Source organism: Pseudomonas sp. KK18, from assembly GCF_037094675.1.
Classification (GTDB): domain Bacteria; phylum Pseudomonadota; class Gammaproteobacteria; order Pseudomonadales; family Pseudomonadaceae; genus Aquipseudomonas.
The window spans coordinates 1,424,613-1,444,078 of sequence record NZ_CP146605.1 but is presented as its reverse complement, the minus strand read 5'-3'; the positions used below and the strand labels follow the sequence as shown (position 1 = coordinate 1,444,078).

17 protein-coding genes are annotated in these 19,466 nt (G+C 58.7%); 1 reads left to right on the top strand and 16 read right to left on the bottom strand.

The window, feature by feature from the left end:
- Nucleotides 1-38 precede the first annotated feature (38 nt).
- The 16 genes from dnaE to rpsB all read right to left on the bottom strand — a co-directional run bounded on the left by dnaE (nucleotide 39) and on the right by rpsB (nucleotide 18,275).
- Entirely contained in the window at nucleotides 39-3,560 is a 3,522-nt protein-coding gene (dnaE, locus tag V6607_RS06325; protein WP_008432221.1) for a DNA polymerase III subunit alpha, read from the bottom strand.
- Nucleotides 3,561-3,635: 75 nt separating this feature from the next.
- The gene (gene rnhB / locus V6607_RS06320) at nucleotides 3,636-4,268 is read right to left on the bottom strand and encodes a ribonuclease HII (protein WP_003219305.1); all 633 of its coding nucleotides are present in this window, start codon (nucleotides 4,266-4,268) and stop codon (nucleotides 3,636-3,638) included.
- A complete protein-coding gene (gene lpxB, locus V6607_RS06315; protein ID WP_166742187.1) occupies nucleotides 4,265-5,407 on the bottom strand; it encodes a lipid-A-disaccharide synthase in 1,143 nt (380 codons plus the stop codon). Before lpxB ends, rnhB begins: the two co-directional genes overlap by 4 nt.
- On the bottom strand, nucleotides 5,407-6,183 hold the full coding sequence (gene lpxA / locus V6607_RS06310) for an acyl-ACP--UDP-N-acetylglucosamine O-acyltransferase (protein ID WP_003219308.1): 777 nt from the start codon (nucleotides 6,181-6,183) through the stop codon (nucleotides 5,407-5,409). Before lpxA ends, lpxB begins: the two co-directional genes overlap by 1 nt.
- The gene (gene fabZ / locus V6607_RS06305) at nucleotides 6,180-6,620 is read right to left on the bottom strand and encodes a 3-hydroxyacyl-ACP dehydratase FabZ (RefSeq protein WP_003219309.1); all 441 of its coding nucleotides are present in this window, start codon (nucleotides 6,618-6,620) and stop codon (nucleotides 6,180-6,182) included. Before fabZ ends, lpxA begins: the two co-directional genes overlap by 4 nt.
- Before the next feature lie 110 nt (nucleotides 6,621-6,730).
- The gene (gene lpxD, locus V6607_RS06300) at nucleotides 6,731-7,786 is read right to left on the bottom strand and encodes a UDP-3-O-(3-hydroxymyristoyl)glucosamine N-acyltransferase (RefSeq protein WP_008432224.1); all 1,056 of its coding nucleotides are present in this window, start codon (nucleotides 7,784-7,786) and stop codon (nucleotides 6,731-6,733) included.
- 3 nt (nucleotides 7,787-7,789) lie between these two features.
- Nucleotides 7,790-8,293: an OmpH family outer membrane protein gene (locus V6607_RS06295; protein ID WP_003219314.1), complete on the bottom strand. Its 504-nt coding sequence runs from the start codon at nucleotides 8,291-8,293 to the stop codon at nucleotides 7,790-7,792.
- 45 nt (nucleotides 8,294-8,338) lie between these two features.
- Nucleotides 8,339-10,726, bottom strand: a complete 2,388-nt coding sequence (gene bamA, locus V6607_RS06290) for an outer membrane protein assembly factor BamA (RefSeq protein ID WP_008432225.1) — start codon at nucleotides 10,724-10,726, stop codon at nucleotides 8,339-8,341.
- Between the two features lie 74 nt (nucleotides 10,727-10,800).
- A complete protein-coding gene (gene rseP, locus V6607_RS06285; protein ID WP_008432227.1) occupies nucleotides 10,801-12,153 on the bottom strand; it encodes a sigma E protease regulator RseP in 1,353 nt (450 codons plus the stop codon).
- A gap of 53 nt (nucleotides 12,154-12,206) precedes the next feature.
- Nucleotides 12,207-13,397, bottom strand: coding sequence for a 1-deoxy-D-xylulose-5-phosphate reductoisomerase (ispC, locus tag V6607_RS06280; protein WP_087694925.1), 1,191 nt, complete (start codon nucleotides 13,395-13,397; stop codon nucleotides 12,207-12,209).
- The gene (locus V6607_RS06275; protein ID WP_008432232.1) at nucleotides 13,394-14,200 is read right to left on the bottom strand and encodes a phosphatidate cytidylyltransferase; all 807 of its coding nucleotides are present in this window, start codon (nucleotides 14,198-14,200) and stop codon (nucleotides 13,394-13,396) included. Before V6607_RS06275 ends, ispC begins: the two co-directional genes overlap by 4 nt.
- Nucleotides 14,200-14,955 carry a polyprenyl diphosphate synthase gene (uppS, locus tag V6607_RS06270; protein ID WP_003219323.1) on the bottom strand — a complete coding sequence of 252 codons (756 nt, stop codon included), beginning with the start codon at nucleotides 14,953-14,955 and terminating at the stop codon, nucleotides 14,200-14,202. Before uppS ends, V6607_RS06275 begins: the two co-directional genes overlap by 1 nt.
- 17 nt (nucleotides 14,956-14,972) lie before the next feature.
- A complete protein-coding gene (gene frr, locus V6607_RS06265; RefSeq protein WP_003219325.1) occupies nucleotides 14,973-15,530 on the bottom strand; it encodes a ribosome recycling factor in 558 nt (185 codons plus the stop codon).
- Nucleotides 15,527-16,270, bottom strand: coding sequence for a UMP kinase (gene pyrH, locus V6607_RS06260; protein WP_003219327.1), 744 nt, complete (start codon nucleotides 16,268-16,270; stop codon nucleotides 15,527-15,529). The genes frr and pyrH overlap by 4 nt, the downstream gene beginning before the upstream one ends.
- 211 nt (nucleotides 16,271-16,481) lie before the next feature.
- On the bottom strand, nucleotides 16,482-17,345 hold the full coding sequence (gene tsf / locus V6607_RS06255) for a translation elongation factor Ts (protein WP_008432237.1): 864 nt from the start codon (nucleotides 17,343-17,345) through the stop codon (nucleotides 16,482-16,484).
- 192 nt (nucleotides 17,346-17,537) lie between these two features.
- Complete coding sequence (rpsB, locus tag V6607_RS06250) at nucleotides 17,538-18,275, bottom strand: 30S ribosomal protein S2 (protein WP_003219330.1); 738 nt, start codon at nucleotides 18,273-18,275, stop codon at nucleotides 17,538-17,540.
- 385 nt (nucleotides 18,276-18,660) lie between these two features.
- On the opposite strand from rpsB, the gene map reads away from it, so the two are divergent.
- Nucleotides 18,661-19,443 carry a type I methionyl aminopeptidase gene (gene map / locus V6607_RS06245; protein WP_003219332.1) on the top strand — a complete coding sequence of 261 codons (783 nt, stop codon included), beginning with the start codon at nucleotides 18,661-18,663 and terminating at the stop codon, nucleotides 19,441-19,443.
- Nucleotides 19,444-19,466 lie beyond the last annotated feature (23 nt).

Here is a 19,466-nt window from a genome sequence, read left to right as displayed (position 1 = left end):
TTCGGTCGAGATCAGGCGATCTTCGTACTGCCTGACCGTCAACGGTATTGGAGGAAGACGTTGTCACGCCCGAACTGGTCACGCAATGCTTGAATCAAGCCATCGGCGGGGTCAATTCGCCACGTCTCACCAAACTGCAACATCGCCTTGGCGTCGTTGCCGGTGTACTCCATGGTCACCGGGCAGGCGCCACGGTGGCGTTTAAGCAAGTCACCCAACCAGCGTAGCTGATCGCCTTTGAGCGCATCGGTCTTGACCTTCAGGCGCAGGCTTTCGGCCAGGTTGGTGCGGGCATCTTCCATGCTCATCACGCGCTTGATCCGCAGGCGCAGGCCGCCGGAGAAGTCGTCGTTGCTGACCTCCCCTTCCACCACCACCATCGCGTCGGTCTGCAACAGCGACTGGGCGGAATGGAATGCATCGGCAAACAGCGAGGCTTCGATCCGGCCCGAGCGGTCGTCGAGGGTGATGAAACCCATCTTGTCGCCCTTTTTATTCTTCATCACCCGCAGCGCGATGATCATGCCTGCGACGGTTTGGGTATCCCGCGCCGGCTTCAGGTCGATGATGCGCTGGCGGGCGAAACGCCGGATTTCACCTTCATATTCGTCAATCGGGTGACCGGTGAGGTACAGGCCCAGGGTGTCTTTCTCACCCTTGAGGCGTTCCTTGAGGGTCAGCTCCTTGGCCTTGCGATGGTTGGCGTAGACGTCGGCATCTTCTTCGACGAACAGCCCGCCAAACAGGTCGGCGTGGCCGCTGTCGTGGGTGCGTGCGGTCTGCTCGGCGGCCTTGATCGCTTCTTCCATGGCGGTCAGCAATACCGCGCGGTTGCGGTCGATATTGGCCTGGTACGCCTTCGGCTCGTCATGGAAGTACGGGCCCAGGCGATCCAGGGCGCCGCTGCGGATCAAGCCATCCAGAGTACGTTTGTTGATGCGCTTGAGGTCGACCCGGGCGCAGAAATCGAACAGGTCCTTGAACGGCCCGTCCTGACGCGCTTCGGTAATCGCCTCCACCGGGCCTTCGCCCACGCCCTTGATCGCGCCGAGGCCATAGATGATGCGGCCTTCGTCGTTCACCGTGAACTTGAACTCGGAAGTGTTCACGTCCGGCGCGTCGAGGCGCAGCTTCATGGTGCGCACTTCCTCGATCAAGGTCACGACCTTGTCGGTGTTGTGCATATCCGCAGACAGTACCGCCGCCATGAACGGCGCCGGGTAGTGAGCCTTCAGCCACGCAGTCTGGTAAGACACCAGGCCATAGGCGGCAGAGTGGGATTTGTTGAAGCCGTAACCGGCGAACTTTTCCACCAGGTCGAAGATGTTACCGGCCAGGTCGGCATCGATGTTGTTGGTGGCGCAACCTTCAATGAAGCCACCGCGCTGCTTGGCCATTTCCTCGGGCTTTTTCTTACCCATGGCTCGACGCAGCATGTCCGCGCCGCCGAGGGTATAGCCGGCCATGACCTGGGCAATCTGCATCACCTGTTCTTGATACAGGATGATGCCGTAGGTCGGTGCCAGTACCGGCTTGAGACCTTCGTACTGGTAGTCGGAGTGCGGGTAAGCCAGCTCGGCACGCCCGTGCTTACGGTTGATGAAGTCATCCACCATGCCCGATTGCAGCGGGCCCGGACGGAACAGGGCCACCAGTGCGATCAAGTCTTCCAGGCAGTCGGGCTTGAGCTTTTTGATCAGCTCTTTCATGCCGCGGGATTCAAGCTGGAACACGGCCGTGGTTTCGGCTTTTTGCAGCAGGCTGTAGGTCGGCTTGTCATCCAGCGGGATAAACGCTATATCCAGCGGTGGCTCATTGACCTTGGCGCGGTCGCGGTTGATGGTCTTCAGCGCCCAGTCGATGATCGTCAGGGTACGCAGGCCGAGGAAGTCGAACTTCACCAGGCCGGCCGCCTCCACGTCGTCCTTGTCGAACTGGGTTACCAGGCCGTCGCCTTCTTCGTCGCAATAGATCGGCGAAAAGTCAGTCAGCTTGGTCGGCGCGATAACCACACCACCGGCGTGCTTACCGACGTTACGCACCACGCCTTCGAGCTTGCGCGCCATGTCCCAGATTTCAGCCGCTTCTTCATCGACCTTGATGAAGTCCCGCAGGATTTCTTCCTGCTCGTAGGCTTTTTCCAGGGTCATGCCGACTTCAAACGGAATCATCTTCGACAGGCGGTCAGCCAGGCCGTAGGACTTGCCCTGTACCCGGGCCACGTCGCGAATTACCGCTTTCGCCGCCATGGAACCGAAGGTGATGATCTGGCTTACCGCGTTGCGCCCGTATTTCTCGGCCACGTACTCAATAACCCGGTCGCGACCATCCATGCAGAAGTCGACGTCGAAGTCGGGCATCGATACCCGTTCCGGGTTAAGGAAACGTTCGAACAGCAGGTCATATTCCAGCGGGTCGAGGTCGGTGATCTTCTGCACATAGGCCACCAGCGACCCGGCACCCGATCCACGGCCTGGGCCCACCGGCACGCCGTTGCTTTTGGCCCACTGGATAAAGTCCATTACGATCAGGAAGTAACCGGGGAACCCCATCTGGATAATGATATCCAGCTCGAAATTCAGGCGGTCGACGTAGACCTGGCGCTTGGCTTCATAATCTTCAGTGGTGTCCTTGGGCAGCAGGACGCTCAGGCGTTCCTCCAAACCGTCGAACGAGACCTTGCGGAAATACTCGTCGATGGTCATGCCATCGGGAATCGGGAAGTTGGGCAGGAAGTGCTTGCCCAGCTTCACTTCAATATTGCAGCGCTTGGCAATTTCGACGGAGTTTTCCAGGGCCTCGGGCAGGTCACTGAACAGCTCGGCCATTTCATCGGCGCTTTTGAGGTACTGCTCTTCGCTGTAGTTTTTCGAGCGGCGCGGATCGTCCAGCGCCCGGCCTTCGCCGATGCATACGCGGGTTTCGTGGGCCTCGAAGTCTTCCTTCTTGATAAAGCGCACATCGTTGGTCGCCACCAGCGGCGCGCCAAGCTTTTCAGCCAGGGCCACAGCGGCGTGCAACTGCTCTTCATCGTTGGGGCGGTTGGTGCGCTGGATTTCCAGGTAGAAACGGTTGGGGAACACCTCCATCCACTCACGGGCGAGCACTTCAGCCTCATGAGGATTGCCGCCCAACAGCGCGATACCGATTTCACCCTCTTTGGCCGCCGAGAGCATGATCAGCCCTTCGCTGGCTTCGGCCACCCACTCGCGCTCGATGATGATCGAGCCATTGCGCTGGCCATCGATAAAGCCACGGGAAATCAGTTCGGTGAGGTTGCGATAACCCACGCCGTTCATCGCCAACAGGCTGATGCGGCTCAGTGGGTTATCCGGGTCCTTGTTCGACAGCCACAGGTCGGCACCGCAGATCGGCTTGATGCCGGCGCCCATGGCGGCCTTGTAGAACTTGACCAGGGAACACATGTTGTTCTGGTCGGTCACCGCCACGGCAGGCATGTTCATGCCCACCAGCGTTTTGACCAGGGGTTTGATCCGTACCAGGCCGTCGACCAGGGAGTATTCAGTGTGCAGGCGCAGGTGAACGAATGAAGCCGGCATAGTGATCCTGTACAAAACGTGGAGACAACAAGGCCCGGATTGTACCGGGCCTTGGCAAAAACATCAGCCTTGCTGCTAAACCTCGATCAGGCTTTCCCGAGCCTCGAAAGCCTGGCGAACCGGGGCAAACGAGCGGCGGTGGATCGGGGTCGGGCCCAGGCGAGCCAAAGCTTCCAGATGAACGGGCGTTGGATAGCCTTTGTGCCCGCCGATGCCGTAGCCGGGATAGATCAATTCGAAAGCCGCCATTTCACGGTCACGGCTGACCTTGGCCAGGATCGATGCAGCGGCAATCGCCGGCACTTTGCTATCACCCTTGACCACCGCTTCTGCGGGCATCGTCAGCTTCGGGCAGCGGTTGCCGTCGATCATCGCCATTTTTGGCGTGATATGCAGGCCTTCAATGGCGCGCTGCATGGCCAGCATGGTGGCGTGCAGGATGTTCAGTTTGTCGATCTCTTCGACTTCAGCGCGGGCGATGTGCCAACTCAGGGCTTTCTCGCAGATCTCGTCGTAGAGTTTTTCGCGACGGGCTTCGGTGAGTTTCTTCGAATCGTTGAGGCCAAGGATCGGACGGTTTGGATCGAGAATCACCGCGGCGGTGACGACTGCGCCGCACAGCGGGCCGCGTCCGACTTCGTCAACACCGGCAACCAGGTCAAGGGCATCGGCGACCAGGCTGAAATCCAGGCCCATTTGCGTCTTCATAGGGCTTCCTGCTTATGACCGATCAACGTCAGCACGGCATCCGCCGCCTGGTTCGACGCATCACGGCGCAAGGTGCGGTGAATTTCGTCGAAACCACGGGTCTGCTCTTCGCCACCGTCGATCAACGGGAAAAGGGTTTGCGCCAGGGCTTCAGGCGTCGCATCGTCCTGCAACAACTCGGGCACCAACAGACGCTGGGCCAGCAAATTGGGCAGGGAGATGTAGGGGCTTTTGACCATACGCTTGAGAATCCAGTAGGTCAGCGGCGCCAGGCGATAGGCCACGACCATCGGGCGCTTGTAGAGCAAGGCCTCCAGGGTCGCAGTGCCGGAGGCGATCAGCACCGCATCGCACGCCGCCAGTGCCAGGTGCGAGCCGCCGTCGAGCAGGGTCAACGGCAAGTTGCGCCCTACCAGCAATTCTTCAATTTGTGCACGGCGCTGAGGACTGGCGCATGGCACTACGAAGCGCACACCCGGCTTCAGCGCCTGCAGGCGTTCGGCTGCATCAAAAAACAGCGCGCCGAGACGACCGACTTCGCCGCCACGACTGCCCGGCATCAAGGCCACCAGCGGACCTTCGGGCAAACCCAGTTCGGCACGCGCGGCAGCACGGTCGGCCTGCAGAGGAATGGTATCGGCCAGGGTGTGCCCGACAAACCGCACCGGCACGCCCTTCTCTTCGTAGAACCTGGCCTCGAAGGGCAGCAGGGTCAGCATCAGGTCGCAGCCTTCGCGAATCTTGAGCACGCGCTTTTGCCGCCACGCCCACACGGACGGGCTGACGTAATGCACGGTCTTGATCCCGGCCTGACGCAATTTGAGTTCGATATTGAGGGTGAAGTCCGGCGCGTCGATTCCGATAAAGACGTCGGGCTTTTCTTCGATCAGGGTCTGGATCAGCTTTTTGCGACGGGCCAGCAGCTCGCGCAAACGGCCCAGCACCTCCACCAGCCCCATGACCGACAAGCGTTCCATAGGGAAGTAGGACGTGAGGCCTTCAGCCTGCATCAACGGACCGCCGACACCGATGAATTCAACCGCCGGATGCTGGAGCTTGAGGGCCCGCATCAGGCCTGCACCGAGAATATCGCCGGAAGCTTCTCCGGCCACCAACGCTATACGCAGCCTGGCCATGATCAGCGGGTGATGCCGCGAGTCGACGACTGGATAGAGTCACGGAATATCGCGACTTCCGGAAACAATGCGGCTGGCTCCGTCAGTTCGATCAACGCTTGGTCGACCGTCAGCCCCTGGCGGTAAACCACCTTGTAGGCGCGGCGCAGGGCGTGGATCGCGTCTTCGCTGAAGCCCCGACGGCGCATGCCTTCGAAGTTCATGCTGCGGGCCTCGGCCGGGTTGCCGAATACGGTGACGAACGCCGGAACGTCCTTGCCGATGGCGGTACCCATGCCGGAAAAGCTGTGGGCGCCGATATGGCAGTACTGATGCACCAGGGTAAAACCGGACAGGATCGCCCAATCGTCAACGTGCACATGGCCGGCCAACGCAGTGTTGTTGACCAGGATGCAATGGTTGCCGATTACGCTGTCATGACCGATATGGGCATAAGCCATCACCAGGTTGTGGTCACCCAAGGTGGTCTCGGCACGGTCCTGGACAGTACCGCGGTGAATGGTCACGCCTTCACGGATGATGTTGTGATCACCGATTACCAGACGTGTTTCTTCACCCTTGTACTTCATGTCCGGGGTGTCTTCGCCTATCGATGAGAACTGATAGATACGATTGTGTTTGCCAATCCTCGTCGGGCCTTTGAGGATCACATGCGGCCCGATGACTGTCCCCTCGCCGATTTCCACACCTGCGCCGACGATCGACCAAGGGCCGACCTCAACGTCGGCGGCCAGTACGGCCGTCGGATCGATGATTGCGCGAGGGTCAATCAAACTCATAGTTTGCGTTCCGCACAGATGATTTCAGCCGAGCACACCGGCTTGCCGTCGACCGAGGCCTGGCATTCGAACTTCCAGATCTGGCGCTTGCAGCTGATGAACTTGGCTTCAAGGATCAACTGGTCACCCGGAGTTACCGGGTTGCGGAAGCGCAGTTTGTCAGAGCCCACGAAATAGTAGAGCGTGCCATCGGCAGGCTTCAGGTCGAGCATTTTGAAACCAAGGATACCGGCAGCCTGGGCCATCGCTTCGATGATCAATACGCCTGGCATGATGGGATGCGCAGGGAAGTGACCGTTGAAGAACGGTTCGTTGATGCTGACATTCTTGTAGGCACGAATGCGCTTTTCCTCAACATTGAGGTCCGTGACCCGGTCCACCAGCAGGAACGGGTAACGGTGAGGCAGGTATTCGCGAATCTCGTTGATGTCCATCATTTCGGGGGGAAGCCTGTAATAAAGATTGGGAGCGTGCGGACTAAGGCACGCCCCTCTAGCAAATCAAGGAGGCAGTCTAGCGGCTGTGCACACTTGATATGGAAATGGTATCAGCCATCTGATGAAGCATTACCGTCAGGGGTCACGTCCCCAACACGCTTTTCCAGATGTTTCAGGCGCCGAGCGATATCGTCGAGCTGCCTCAGACGCGCCGCGCTCTTGCGCCATTCGGCCGCAGGCTGCATGGCCGTACCGGATGAATAGGACCCAGGCTCGGTAATCGAATGGGTCACCATGGTCATGCCGGTGATGAATACGTTGTCGCACACTTCGATATGGCCCACCAGGCCAACACCCCCGGCGAGCATGCAATGCTTGCCGATCCTGGTGCTGCCGGAGATCCCCACGCAGGCGGCCATGGCGGTGTGATCGCCAATCTGCACGTTGTGGGCGATCTGAATCTGGTTATCCAGTTTCACGCCGTTACCAATGACGGTATCGGCCAGGGCCCCGCGGTCAACGGCAGTGTTGACGCCAATTTCAACGTCATCGCCAATCAACACGCCGCCCACTTGGGCAATCTTGTGCCAGACACCCTTCGAGTTGGCGAAGCCGAAGCCCTCGCCGCCAATCACGGCACCGGACTGAATCACCACACGCTCACCGATACGCACATCGTGGTACAGGGTCACACGCGGAGCCAGCCAGCCACCGGCACCAATCTCGCTGCGCGCGCCGATAAAACACTGGGCACCCAGCGTTACACCCGCCCCGATGCGTGCACCGCTTTCAATCACCACAAAAGCACCGATGCTCGCGGCAGGGTCAACCTGAGCGTCATCGGCGATCACCGCCGTCGGATGGATACCGGCGGGGGCCTTGGGTTTCGGATCGAACAGGTGCGACACCCGGGCATACGCCAGGTACGGATCGGCAACAACCAGCGCGTCCCCGGCAAAACCTTCGGCGTCAGCGGCCTTCAGCAGCACGGCTGCGGCGCGGCTTTCGCCCAGGTATTTACGGTATTGGGGGTTTGCCAGGAAGCTCAACTGAGCTGGGCCAGCCTCCTGCAAGGTGGCTAGCCCAGTGATTTCCTTCTCCGCGGAGCCACGCAAGGTGGCTCCCAGGAACTCGGCCAATTGGCCGAGCTTGATAGTCGCAGTCATGGCTTACTTCAGCTGATTCATGCGCTCGATCACCTGACGGGTGATGTCGTACTGAGGTTTAACGTCGATGACTGCACCGCGTTCGAATACCAGGTCAAAGGCACCTTTCTTGATGACTTCTTCCACAGCGCTGTCGAGTTTCGGCTTCAGCTGCTTGAGCATTTCGCGGTCGGCAACAGCCTTGGCTTCGTTCAGCTCCTTGGACTGGAACTGGTAGTCACGGGCCTTTTGCTTGAATTCAAGCTCCAGACGCTCGCGCTCGCCTTGCTGCATCTTGTCGCCACCGGCTACCAGACGATCCTGGATGCCCTTGGCGCTGCTTTCCAGCGTCTTGAGCTTGGTCAGTTGAGGACCGAATTTCTTCTCGGCATCTACGGCATATTTCTTGGCCGCATCGGATTCCAGCAGCGCCATCTGATAGTTCAGAACGGCAATTTTCATTTCGGCAAAGGCCGGGGTCGCTACCAGGACAGTCGCCAGGAGAACCAATTGAGTCAACTTACGCACGATGCACTCCTACAGAATCCGTTGTCGTTATCTTGGGTCAGACGCTTAGAACGTCTGGCCGAGGGAGAATTGGAAAATCTGGGTTTCAGCGTTATCCGGTTTCTTGACCGGCATGGCCAGAGCAAAGCTCAATGGGCCAAGCGCGGTAACCCAGGTCACACCGACACCGACAGAGCTTGCCAGGTTGCTGAAGCTCACATCGTTGCACTGCGTGTTGGACTTCGAGCCATTCGGGTTGGTGACCTGTTCGCACTTGGAGTCGAACACGTTACCCACATCCCAGAAGACCGAAGTACGCAGGGAACGTTGATCTTTAACGAATGGCAGCGGGAACAGAATCTCAGCACCACCCTGGATCAGCACGTTACCACCGAATGGCAGCGGGTCGTTGTCCGAGTCAGCCACAGTCCCCTGGTTACCGGTCACACCCACGCCACGGCTTGGGGTACCACGAGGACCCAAGGTGCTGTCTTTGAAACCACGTACCGAGTTGAAACCACCCGCATAGTAGTTCTCATAGAACGGCAAGCCGCTGGTCGAACCGTAACCGTCGCCATAACCCAGCTCGGTGTGCAGGCGCATGGTGTAGTTTTCGCTCAAAGGCTGGAACAACTGGCCACGGTAGTCGAGTTTGAAGAACGACAGGTCGCTGCCCGGCGTGGTGGCTTCCAGGGTCAGGCTCTGGGAATGGCCGCGGGTCGCGAGTACGCCTTTGTTCAGGGTCGATTCCGACCAACCGGCCGAAGCCTTGAAGTTCAGGAACTGGTCGCCTTCTTTACGCACGAAGTTGAAGATCTCATCCACGGTGTACACACCGGTCTTGATCTTGTCCTGCTGCGCGGTCAGGCCGAAGGTCAGACGCGAGGTCTCACTGATCGGGTAACCAATGTTGGCACCAACACCGAAGCTGTCGATTGCATAGCTTGCAACGTCAACGTCGAGGTCTTTGTAGTCGGTTGTACGATAGAAGGCGTTGTAGCCCAGGCTCACGCCGTCAGCAGTCCAGTAGGGGTCGACATAACCGAAGTTATAGCGGCTCTGGTATTCGCTTCGGGTCAGGCCGATGGAAACCTTGTTACCGGTACCGAGGAAGTTGTTCTGGGTGATCGAACCACCGAGGATCAGGCCGGCACTCTGGGCGAAACCGACACTGGCGGTAATCGAACCGGAGGCTTGCTCTTCTACGGCGTAGTTCACGTCAACCTGGTCATCCACACCCGGTACAGCCGGGGTTTCAACGTTGACTTCCTTAAAGAAGCCCAGGCGCTCGAGGCGAACCTTGGACTGGTCGATCAGGTAAGTCGACGCCCAGCCACCTTCCATCTGACGCATTTCGCGGCGCAGCACTTCGTCGGCAGACTTGGTGTTGCCACGGAAGTTGATGCGGTTCACGTAGGCACGCTTGCCCGGGTCTACAACGAAGGTGATGTCCACGGTGTGGTCTTCGTCGTGCGGGGTCGGTACGCCGTTGACGTTGGCGAAGGTATAGCCTTCGTTACCCAGGCGACGGGTGATCAGCTCGGAGGTGGTGGTCATCAGCTTGCGCGAGAACACCTGGTCCTTCTGCACCAGCAACAGGGACTTGACCTGGTCTTCAGGCACTTTCAAGTCGCCGCTGAGCTTGACGTCACGAACCTTGTACTTCTCGCCTTCGTTGACGTTGACAGTGATATAGACGTGCTTCTTGTCCGGGGTGATGGACACCTGGGTCGAAGCGATATCCATGTTGATATAGCCGCGGTCCAGGTAGTAGGAACGCAGGCGCTCCAGGTCACCGGAGAGTTTTTCACGGGCATACTTGTCATCGTTCTTGAAGAACGACAGCCAGTTGGTGGTCTTGAGTTCGAACAGGTCGATCAGGTCGTCATCAGCAAACTTGGTGTTACCCACCACGTTGATGTGCTGGATGGCCGCCACGGTGCCTTCGTTGATGTTGACCTTCAGGCCGACGCGGTTACGCGGTTGCGGCACCACTTCGGTCTCGACGGTAGCCGAGTAACGACCCTGGGCAACGTACTGGCGTTGCAGTTCGTTACGCACGCCTTCGAGGGTGGCACGCTGGAAGATCTCGCCTTCGGCAAGGCCGGATTGCTTGAGGCCTTTCATCAAGTCCTCAGTGGAGATCGCCTTGTTGCCTTCGATCTCGATACTGGCGACAGAAGGTCGCTCGACGACAGTGATGACGAGGACGTTACCTTCGCGACCCAGTTGGATATCTTGAAAGAACCCGGTTTTGAACAGCGCACGAGTGGATTCCACCAGGCGACGGTCATCAGCCTGTTCCCCGACGTTCAACGGCAAGGCACCAAAGACGCTACCCGCGGAAACCCGCTGGAGGCCGTTGACGCGAATATCGGAGATGGTGAAGGACTCGGCGTGAACTTCGGCGATCATCAATACGGTGAGAACCGCAGTTAGCAGCAGACGTTTCATGAAGTCCTTTCTTATTCCAACTGGCAATAAACAAACTGCCGCAAAATGCGGCAGATTCGCAATTCAGCGAAGCGTTACAGTCGTCCCAGATCGTTGACCAGGGCTAATAACATCACCCCGACCACCAAACTGATACCGATCTGTATCCCCCAACCCTGCACCCGATCCGACAAGGGGCGACCACGCGCCCACTCGACCAGATAAAACAACAGATGCCCCCCATCCAATACTGGAATGGGCAACAAATTCAGAACCCCAAGGCTAATACTCAGATAAGCCAGGAAATTCAGGAAATCTACAACGCCCGACTGGGCAGAAGCGCCCGCCACTTTAGCAATGGTTATCGGTCCACTCAAGTTTTTTACCGAGAGCTCGCCGAACAACATTTTCTTGAGGGAATCGAGGGTCAGTACACTCATGGTCCAGGTGCGTCTCGCACCCTCGCCAATCGCTGCCAACGGCCCGAAGCTGACCTCTCGAACCATCGAAGGTGGCCAATCGACACCTTTGACGCCGGCCCCCAGGTAACCCCCGGCTGCCTTGGCTTCCCCACGAACCGCCAGGGTCACAGGGACGTCGATTTGAGCACCATCGCGCTCAACTTTCAGCACAATTTTGGTATCAGGGCGTACACGCACCAGGTCGACCACCTGCTGCCAGTCACTCAGCGCCTGGCCATCGAGGGCCAGCAGGCGATCACCGGTTTTCAGACCCGCGGCCTGGGCCGGCCCCTTCGGATCCAGCTCCGCCAGCACCGGCGGCAAGGCCGGACGCCATGGGCGAATGCCCAGGGATTTGATCGGGTCAGGCTCATCGGAGCCTTTCAGCCAGTGGTCCAGGGCCAGCTCGCGCGAGGTTTCGGTGGTGGAATCCTGATCGCGCACCACCAGTTTCACGATGCCGCTTTCACCCAGGCGACGCACCAACTGCAAATTGACGGCACCCCAGCCGGTGGTCGGCTCGCCATCAACTGCAACAATTTCTTGCCCGGCAGTCAGGCCGGCCTTCGCCGCCATGCTGTCGGCCTCGACGGCACCGATCACTGGACGCACCTGCTGGCTACCCAACATGGCCAGGACCCAGAAGAACACCATCGCCAACAGGAAATTCGCGATCGGGCCTGCCGCGACGATGGCGATGCGCTGACGAACGGTCTTGCGGTTGAAGGATTGATCCAACTGATCAGCCGGCACTTCGCCTTCGCGCTCGTCGAGCATCTTGACGTAGCCGCCCAATGGAATGGCCGCAATTACGAACTCGGTGCCACGACGGTCGTGCCAGCGCAGCAACGGCATGCCGAAGCCTACGGAAAAGCGCAGTACCTTGACGCCGCAACGACGCGCGACCCAGAAATGGCCGAACTCGTGGAAGGTAACCAGCACACCCAGAGCAACCAGGGTGCCGACAATCATGTAGAGCGCACTCATCTAATTTCTCCGCATTTCAATCCGGTGCCTGAAGGCTTGAACACACCCAGAGGCTAACGCGTATTGCGGCTCAACCACTGCTCGGTCAAGGCCCGGGCCTTTGCATCCGCTTCGAACACCGCGCCCAGATCATTCACCGGGACGACGGGCTCAAGGCTCAAAACGTCCTCGATGATACCCGCGATCTGCGGAAAGCGGATGCGCCGGTCCAGAAACGCCGCCACAGCCACTTCATTGGCCGCATTCAGCATCGCCGGGGCACTGTTACCCGCCTCCGCAGCTTGCCGCGCAAGACGCAGGCAAGGGAAGCGTTGCTCGTCGGGCGCTTCGAAGTCCAGACGGGCAATGGCAAACAGATCCAACGGCGCAACACCCGAGTCAATCCGCTCAGGCCATGCCAGGGCATTGGCGATCGGCGTACGCATGTCCGGATTGCCCAGTTGGGCCAATACCGAGCCATCCACATAGTCCACCAGGGAATGAATCACACTTTGCGGGTGGATCACCACCTCGACCTGGTCCGGCCGGGCATCGAACAACCAGCAGGCCTCAATCAGCTCCAGGCCCTTGTTCATCATGCTCGCTGAATCCACCGAGATCTTGCGCCCCATGGACCAGTTCGGGTGAGCGCACGCCTGATCGGGAGAAACATGTTCCAGATCGGCCAGCGGCGTCTGCCGGAACGGGCCACCGGAGGCTGTCAGCAGAATCCGGCGCACGCCGACCTGGCTCAACCCGCGGGCGAAATCACCCGGCATGCATTGGAAAATCGCGTTGTGCTCGCTGTCGAGCGGCAACAGCACGGCGCCGCTCTTGCGCACTGCCTGCATGAAGAGTGCCCCGGACATCACCAGGGCTTCTTTGTTGGCCAGCAGAATCTTCTTGCCCGCATCAACGGCCGCCAGGGTCGGGCGCAAGCCGGCAGCGCCGACAATCGCCGCAACCACGGTGTCGACCTCAGGGTCTGCCGAAACCTGGCACAACCCCTCCTCCCCCACCAATACCTGAGTCGCCAGGCCCGCAGCGCGCAAGTCATCCTGCAAACCACGTGCAACTGCCGCTTCGGGCACTACTGCGTATTGCGGCGCGTGCCGCACACACAGTGCCAGCAGTTCACTCAGGCGACTGAAACCGGTCAAGGCGAATACTTGATAACGCTCGGGATGACGGGCAATCACATCCAGGGTGCTTAGCCCCACCGAGCCGGTAGCGCCCAGCACGGTTACCTGTTGCAGGCGGCTCACGAGGCAGCCATCCACAGCAATACGGCAAAGATCGGGATCGCGGCAGTCAGGCTGTCGATACGGTCCAGCACGCCACCGTGACCCGGCAGCAGGTTACTGCTGTCCTTGATCCCGGCCTGGCGCTTGAACATGCTTTCGGTCAGGTCACCGACCACCGAGATGAACACCACCACGGCTGCGCCCACCAGGCCCAGTAGCATTTCCTTGACGGTCCAGCCACGCACCACACCGACCACCACGGTAATCACCAGGGTCAACGCCAGGCCGCCATAAACGCCTTCCCAGCTTTTGCCCGGACTGACCGCCGGCGCCAGCTTGCGCTTGCCGAAGGCACGCCCGGAGAAATAGGCGCCGATATCGGCACCCCACACCAGAACCATCACCGCCATGATCAGCCAGTTACCCAGTTGCATGTGCTTGATGTAGACCAGGCCTTGCCAGGCAGGCAACAGAATCAAAAGGCCAATCACCAGCTTGCAGGCGACACTGGACCAATGACTGCTGGTGCCCGGATAGGTCAGCACCAGATAGGTCGCCAACGCCCACCACAACACCGCCGCACCCAGCACCCAGGGCGCCACGTCCGGCAGGATGTACATCAGGAACATCAACAACGCCACGACAGCGGCATACACCACACGAGGCAACTGCGCGGCGAAACCCGCCAGGCGCGCCCATTCCCAGGCACCCAGGGTCACAACCAGGCCGATGAACAGCGCGAAGTTCGCACCTTCAAGCAGGAAAAACCCGCACAGGGCAATAGGCAGCAGGATCAGCGCCGTGATGATTCGTTGTTTAAGCATTAAACCCGGGCTCCAGCTTCGATCTGCTCGCTCGTTTTACCGAAGCGACGCTGACGGGAAGCGAAATCGGCCAGCGCATTGCGCATGGCATCGTGTTTGAAGTCCGGCCAGAACAGGTCGGAGAAGTACAGTTCGGTATAGGCCAACTGCCACAACAGGAAGTTGCTGATGCGATGGTCGCCACCGGTACGAATGCACAGGTCCGGCAACGGCAGGTCGCCGGTCACCAGGCAGGTTTGCAAGAGTTCGGGGGTGATGTCTTCCGGGCGCAGATGGCCGGCCTGCACTTCCCGCGCCAGACGCTGCGCGGCCTGGGCAATATCCCACTGGCCGCCGTAGTTGGCTGCGATCTGCAGCACAAAACGGTTGCTGCCGGCAGTGATCGCCTCGGCTTCGCGCATGGCCGCCTGCAGCTCCGGATGAAACCGCGAACGGTCACCGATGATACGCAGGCTGATGTTGTTCTCGTTCAGGCGCTTGGCCTCGCGGCGCAGGGCCTTGAAGAACAGGTCCATCAAGGCACTGACCTCCTCGGCCGGGCGCTGCCAGTTTTCACTGGAGAACGCGAACAGGGTCAATACTTCGACCTTGGCCTCGGCGCACACCTCAATCACGGCTCGTACAGCGTCGACACCCGCCTTATGCCCGGCAACGCCCGGCATAAAGCGCTTCTTCGCCCAGCGATTATTCCCGTCCATGATGATCGCGACATGGCGCGGCACCACGGAGGGCACAGTCTGCTTGGTCTTTTCCATGAAGGCGTCCTGACCCCTTATACGGCCATCAGGTCCTTTTCTTTATCTTCCGTGGCCTTGGTGATCTGGGCCTCGGCATCTTTAGTCAGCTTGTCGATATCAGCAACGGCACGGCGCTCTTCGTCTTCGCTGATTTCCTTGTCCTTGACCAGCTTCTTCAGGTCACCCAAGGCATCACGACGGATGTTGCGCACGGCAACACGTGCGTCTTCCGCTGCACTGCGCGCCTGCTTGGTGAAGCCCTTGCGGGTTTCTTCGGTCAGGGCAGGCATGGAGATCAGCAGCAATTCGCCCAGGTTGGTCGGATTGAGGTTCAAACCGGCGCTCTGGATGGCCTTGTCGACGGCGCCGAGCATGTTGCGCTCGAAAGCAACGACTTGCAGGGTGCGCGAATCTTTTACAGTGATGTTGGCCACTTGGGTGATCGAGGTATCAGCGCCGTAGTAAGGCACCATCACGCTGCCCAGGATGCTTGGGTGGGCCTTGCCGGTACGAATCTGGCCAAACGCATGGTTCAGGGATTCCAGGGATTTTTGCATGCGCTCTTGAGCGTCTTTTTTGATTTCGTTGATCATTGTTCGATTTCCTCGATCAGAGTCCCTTCCGCGCCGCCGTGTACGATGTTCAGCAGGGCGCCGGGCTTGTTCATGTTAAATACGCGCAGCGGCATCTTGTGGTCGCGGCACAAGCAAATTGCCGTCAGGTCCATCACGCCCAGCTTGCGATCCAGTACTTCATCATAAGTCAGATGATCGAACTTCTCGGCATGCGGGTCTTTGAATGGGTCTGCAGTGTAGACACCGTCAACCTTGGTGGCCTTGAGCACCACGTCCGCGTTGATCTCGATACCACGCAGGCAAGCTGCCGAATCGGTGGTAAAGAATGGGTTGCCGGTACCGGCCGCAAAAATCACGACTTCCTTGGCATCCAGGTGACGCATGGCCTTGCGACGATCATAGTGATCCGTTACGCCAACCATGGAAATAGCCGACATCACGATCGCGGTGATATTGGCGCGCTCCAGCGCATCACGCATGGCCAGGGCGTTCATCACAGTGGCCAGCATGCCCATGTGGTCGCCTGTCACCCGATCCATGCCGGCAGCGCTGAGTGCCGCGCCACGGAACAGGTTGCCGCCGCCAATCACCAGACCGACCTGGACACCGATACCGACCAACTGGCCGACTTCCAGCGCCATGCGATCGAGTACTTTGGGATCGATCCCAAACTCTTCCGAGCCCATCAGGGCCTCGCCGCTAAGCTTGAGTAGAATGCGTTTATAGCGAGCCTGATGACCACTGCCCTGCTGAGCCATTGCGAATCTCTCCTGCGGCGTATTTTTTGAAAATTCTTGGCAAGCCGTTTACGGCCTGCGTTCACTCTAGCTTGACGCTGTCACAGCGCCATCGGAACACGGCTTTGTAAGCCAGTTCCAAAGGGAAACCAATAAAAATCGATCACCCCATTTGAAAAGAGGCTGCGCGCGTAAGCGGGCAGCCTCTTTTGGGCGACAGTTAAAAACTGTCTTACTTCTTGGTGGCAGCCAGCTGGGCAGCAACTTCTTCAGCGAAGTTGTCGACCGGCTTCTCGATGCCGTCGCCTACTTTGTAGTAGGTGAAGGAAACGATTTCAGCACCGGCTTTCTTGGCCAGTTCGCCAACCTTGATTTCAGGGTTCTTGACGAACGCCTGCTCAACCAGGGAAGCCTCAGCCAGGAACTTGCTGATACGGCCCTTGACCATGTTTTCAACGATGTTTTCAGGCTTGCCTTTGATTTTCTCTTCGTTCAGCTGCAGGAACACGGCTTTCTCGCGTTCGATGGCTTCAGCAGAAACTTCCGATGGCAGCAGGAATTCAGGGTTGCTGGCCGCTACGTGCATAGCGATGTCTTTGGCCAGTTCAACGTTGCCGCCTTTCAGGGCAACCACAACACCGATCTTGTTGCCGTGCAGGTAAGCACCCACAACGTCACCTTCAACGCGGGTCAGGCGACGAATGTTAACGTTCTCGCCCACTTTACCCACCAGAACCAGACGATCAGCTTCTTGAGCTTCGATCAGCGGAGCGGCGTCTGTCAGCTTGTCAGCGAATGCTTTTTCAACGCTGGCAGCGACGAAGTTCTTGAAGTCGTCTTGCAGGGCCAGGAAGTCGGTCTGCGAGTTAACTTCCAGGATAACGGCCGATTTGCCGTCTTCCTTGATTGCGATGGCGCCTTCAGCAGCGACGTTGCCTGCTTTCTTGGCAGCCTTGATGGCGCCCGAAGCACGCATGTCATCAATGGCTTTTTCGATGTCGCCGCCGGCCTTGGTCAAGGCCTTTTTGCAATCCATCATGCCTTCGCCGGTACGCTCACGCAGTTCTTTAACCAACGCTGCAGTAATCTCTGCCATTTTCAAAATCCTCTTGGATAGGTTTTCAACCATTCCACCCGATTGAACGGGCGATCAATTCTTCCCGAACCACCCTTGTAGGCCGCTGCACGTTACAAATGTTGTAGCTGCGCTGCCGACAAATGGTTTTCGAGGTGGCAAAAAGGGGGCCAAGCCCCCTTTTTGCTTACTGAGTCAACGCCAAGGCGTCAGTTACTCAGCTGCAGCTACCGGAGCTTCTTCAACGAACTGCTCGGTACCGCCAGCAACGTGGTTGCGACCACGGATTACAGCGTCAGCCATCGAACCCATGTACAGCTGGATAGCGCGGATTGCGTCATCGTTGCCTGGGATGATGTAGTCAACGCCTTCCGGGCTGCTGTTGGTATCGACTACGCCGATAACCGGGATGCCCAGCTTGTTGGCTTCGGTGATCGCGATGCGCTCGTGATCAACGTCGATAACGAACAGTGCGTCAGGCAGACCGCCCATGTCCTTGATACCACCCAGGGAACGATCGAGCTTTTCCAGGTCGCGAGTGCGCATCAGCGCCTCTTTCTTGGTCAGCTTGGCGAAAGTACCGTCTTCGGCTTGCACTTCAAGGTCACGCAGACGCTTGATGGAAGCACGGATGGTTTTGAAGTTGGTCAGCATGCCGCCCAACCAGCGGTGATCGACGTACGGCGAACCGCAACGTGCTGCTTCTTCAGCAACGATCTTGCCAGCGGAACGCTTGGTGCCGACGAACAGAATCTTGTTTTTGCCCTGGGCCAGGCGCTCTACGAAAGTCAGAGCTTCGTTGAACATTGGCAGGGTTTTTTCAAGGTTGATGATGTGGATCTTGTTACGCGCGCCGAAAATGTATTTACCCATTTTCGGGTTCCAGTAACGGGTCTGGTGACCGAAGTGCACACCGGCCTTCAGCATATCGCGCATGTTGACTTGGGACATGATAGTTCCTTAATAAGTCGGGTTTGGCCTCCACGTATCCCAATGACCAACCAGCGGCATTCGCCTCCGGCACCCAGGTCATCGTGTCGACACGTGTGTGGATTTAAGCTTTGCGGGGTATCCCCGGAAAGCGGCGCATTTTATACCACAGAGCTTGCAAAAACGAAACCCGCAATCACATTTGCCGTCAGTCGCTTTTGCCTAAGCCTTTGAATAGAGCCAGAATGCCCCCATCCTTATAGACAGAAGCGATCGCCAGACGCTCATGGTTTCACCCTTGCGTCTGCTAGAATCGCGTTTTTTGGGCTTGTGCGAATTCTGCAACCTTTTGTCGCACACCCGTAAACCGTATTGATTTCAGCGCGTCGCGCTAGAGAGAGCCTGTATGACCGTAACCCTCAAAACCGCCGAAGATATCGCTGGCATGCGTGTTGCCGGCAAACTGGCTGCCGACGTCCTGGAAATGATTGCCGAACACGTCAAGCCCGGCGTCACCACCGAAGCGCTGGACCGCATTTGCCACGACTATATCGTCGACGTGCAAAAGGCCATCCCTGCGCCGCTGAACTACAAGGGTTTCCCCAAGTCGATCTGCACCTCGATCAACCACGTGGTGTGCCACGGGATTCCCGGCGACAAGCCGCTGAAGGACGGCGACACCCTGAACATCGACGTCACCGTCATCAAGGACGGCTACCACGGCGACACCAGCCGCATGTTCCACGTCGGCACCGTGCCGGTCTGGGCCGAGCGCCTGTCGCAAGTCACCCAGGAATGCATGTACAAGGCCATCGAGATCGTCAAGCCTGGCTGCCGCCTGGGCGACATCGGTGAAATCATCCAGAAGCACGCTGAAAAGAACGGCTTCTCGGTGGTGCGCGAGTTCTGCGGCCACGGCATCGGCAAGGTGTTCCACGAAGAGCCACAGATCCTGCACTACGGCCGCGCCGGCACCGGCATGGAACTCAAGGCAGGCATGACCTTCACCATCGAGCCGATGATCAACCAGGGCAAGGCCGACACCAAGGTGCTGGGCGACGGCTGGACCGCCATCACCAAGGACCGCAAGCTCTCGGCGCAGTGGGAACACACCCTGCTGGTGACCGACACCGGCTACGAGATCTTCACCCTGCGTGCCGACGACACGATTCCCCGCGTTTCGGCGTAATGTTTGCACCGGTTTTCTAATAG

Bases quoted from the DNA above. Each gene is read 5' to 3' on its own strand.
- lpxD (WP_008432224.1), bottom strand. From the start codon at position 7,786: ATGACTGCGACTATCAAGCTCGGCCAATTGGCCGAGTTCCTGGGAGCC.
- tsf (WP_008432237.1), bottom strand. From the start codon at position 17,345: ATGGCAGAGATTACTGCAGCGTTGGTTAAAGAACTGCGTGAGCGTACC.
- dnaE (WP_008432221.1), bottom strand. From the start codon at position 3,560: ATGCCGGCTTCATTCGTTCACCTGCGCCTGCACACTGAATACTCCCTG.
- uppS (WP_003219323.1), bottom strand. From the start codon at position 14,955: ATGGAAAAGACCAAGCAGACTGTGCCCTCCGTGGTGCCGCGCCATGTC.
- frr (WP_003219325.1), bottom strand. From the start codon at position 15,530: ATGATCAACGAAATCAAAAAAGACGCTCAAGAGCGCATGCAAAAATCC.
- map (WP_003219332.1), top strand. From the start codon at position 18,661: ATGACCGTAACCCTCAAAACCGCCGAAGATATCGCTGGCATGCGTGTT.
- bamA (WP_008432225.1), bottom strand. From the start codon at position 10,726: ATGAAACGTCTGCTGCTAACTGCGGTTCTCACCGTATTGATGATCGCC.
- pyrH (WP_003219327.1), bottom strand. From the start codon at position 16,270: ATGGCTCAGCAGGGCAGTGGTCATCAGGCTCGCTATAAACGCATTCTA.
- lpxA (WP_003219308.1), bottom strand. From the start codon at position 6,183: ATGAGTTTGATTGACCCTCGCGCAATCATCGATCCGACGGCCGTACTG.
- rnhB (WP_003219305.1), bottom strand. From the start codon at position 4,268: ATGAAGACGCAAATGGGCCTGGATTTCAGCCTGGTCGCCGATGCCCTT.
- fabZ (WP_003219309.1), bottom strand. From the start codon at position 6,620: ATGATGGACATCAACGAGATTCGCGAATACCTGCCTCACCGTTACCCG.
- rpsB (WP_003219330.1), bottom strand. From the start codon at position 18,275: ATGTCCCAAGTCAACATGCGCGATATGCTGAAGGCCGGTGTGCACTTC.
- V6607_RS06275 (WP_008432232.1), bottom strand. From the start codon at position 14,200: ATGCTTAAACAACGAATCATCACGGCGCTGATCCTGCTGCCTATTGCC.
- rseP (WP_008432227.1), bottom strand. From the start codon at position 12,153: ATGAGTGCGCTCTACATGATTGTCGGCACCCTGGTTGCTCTGGGTGTG.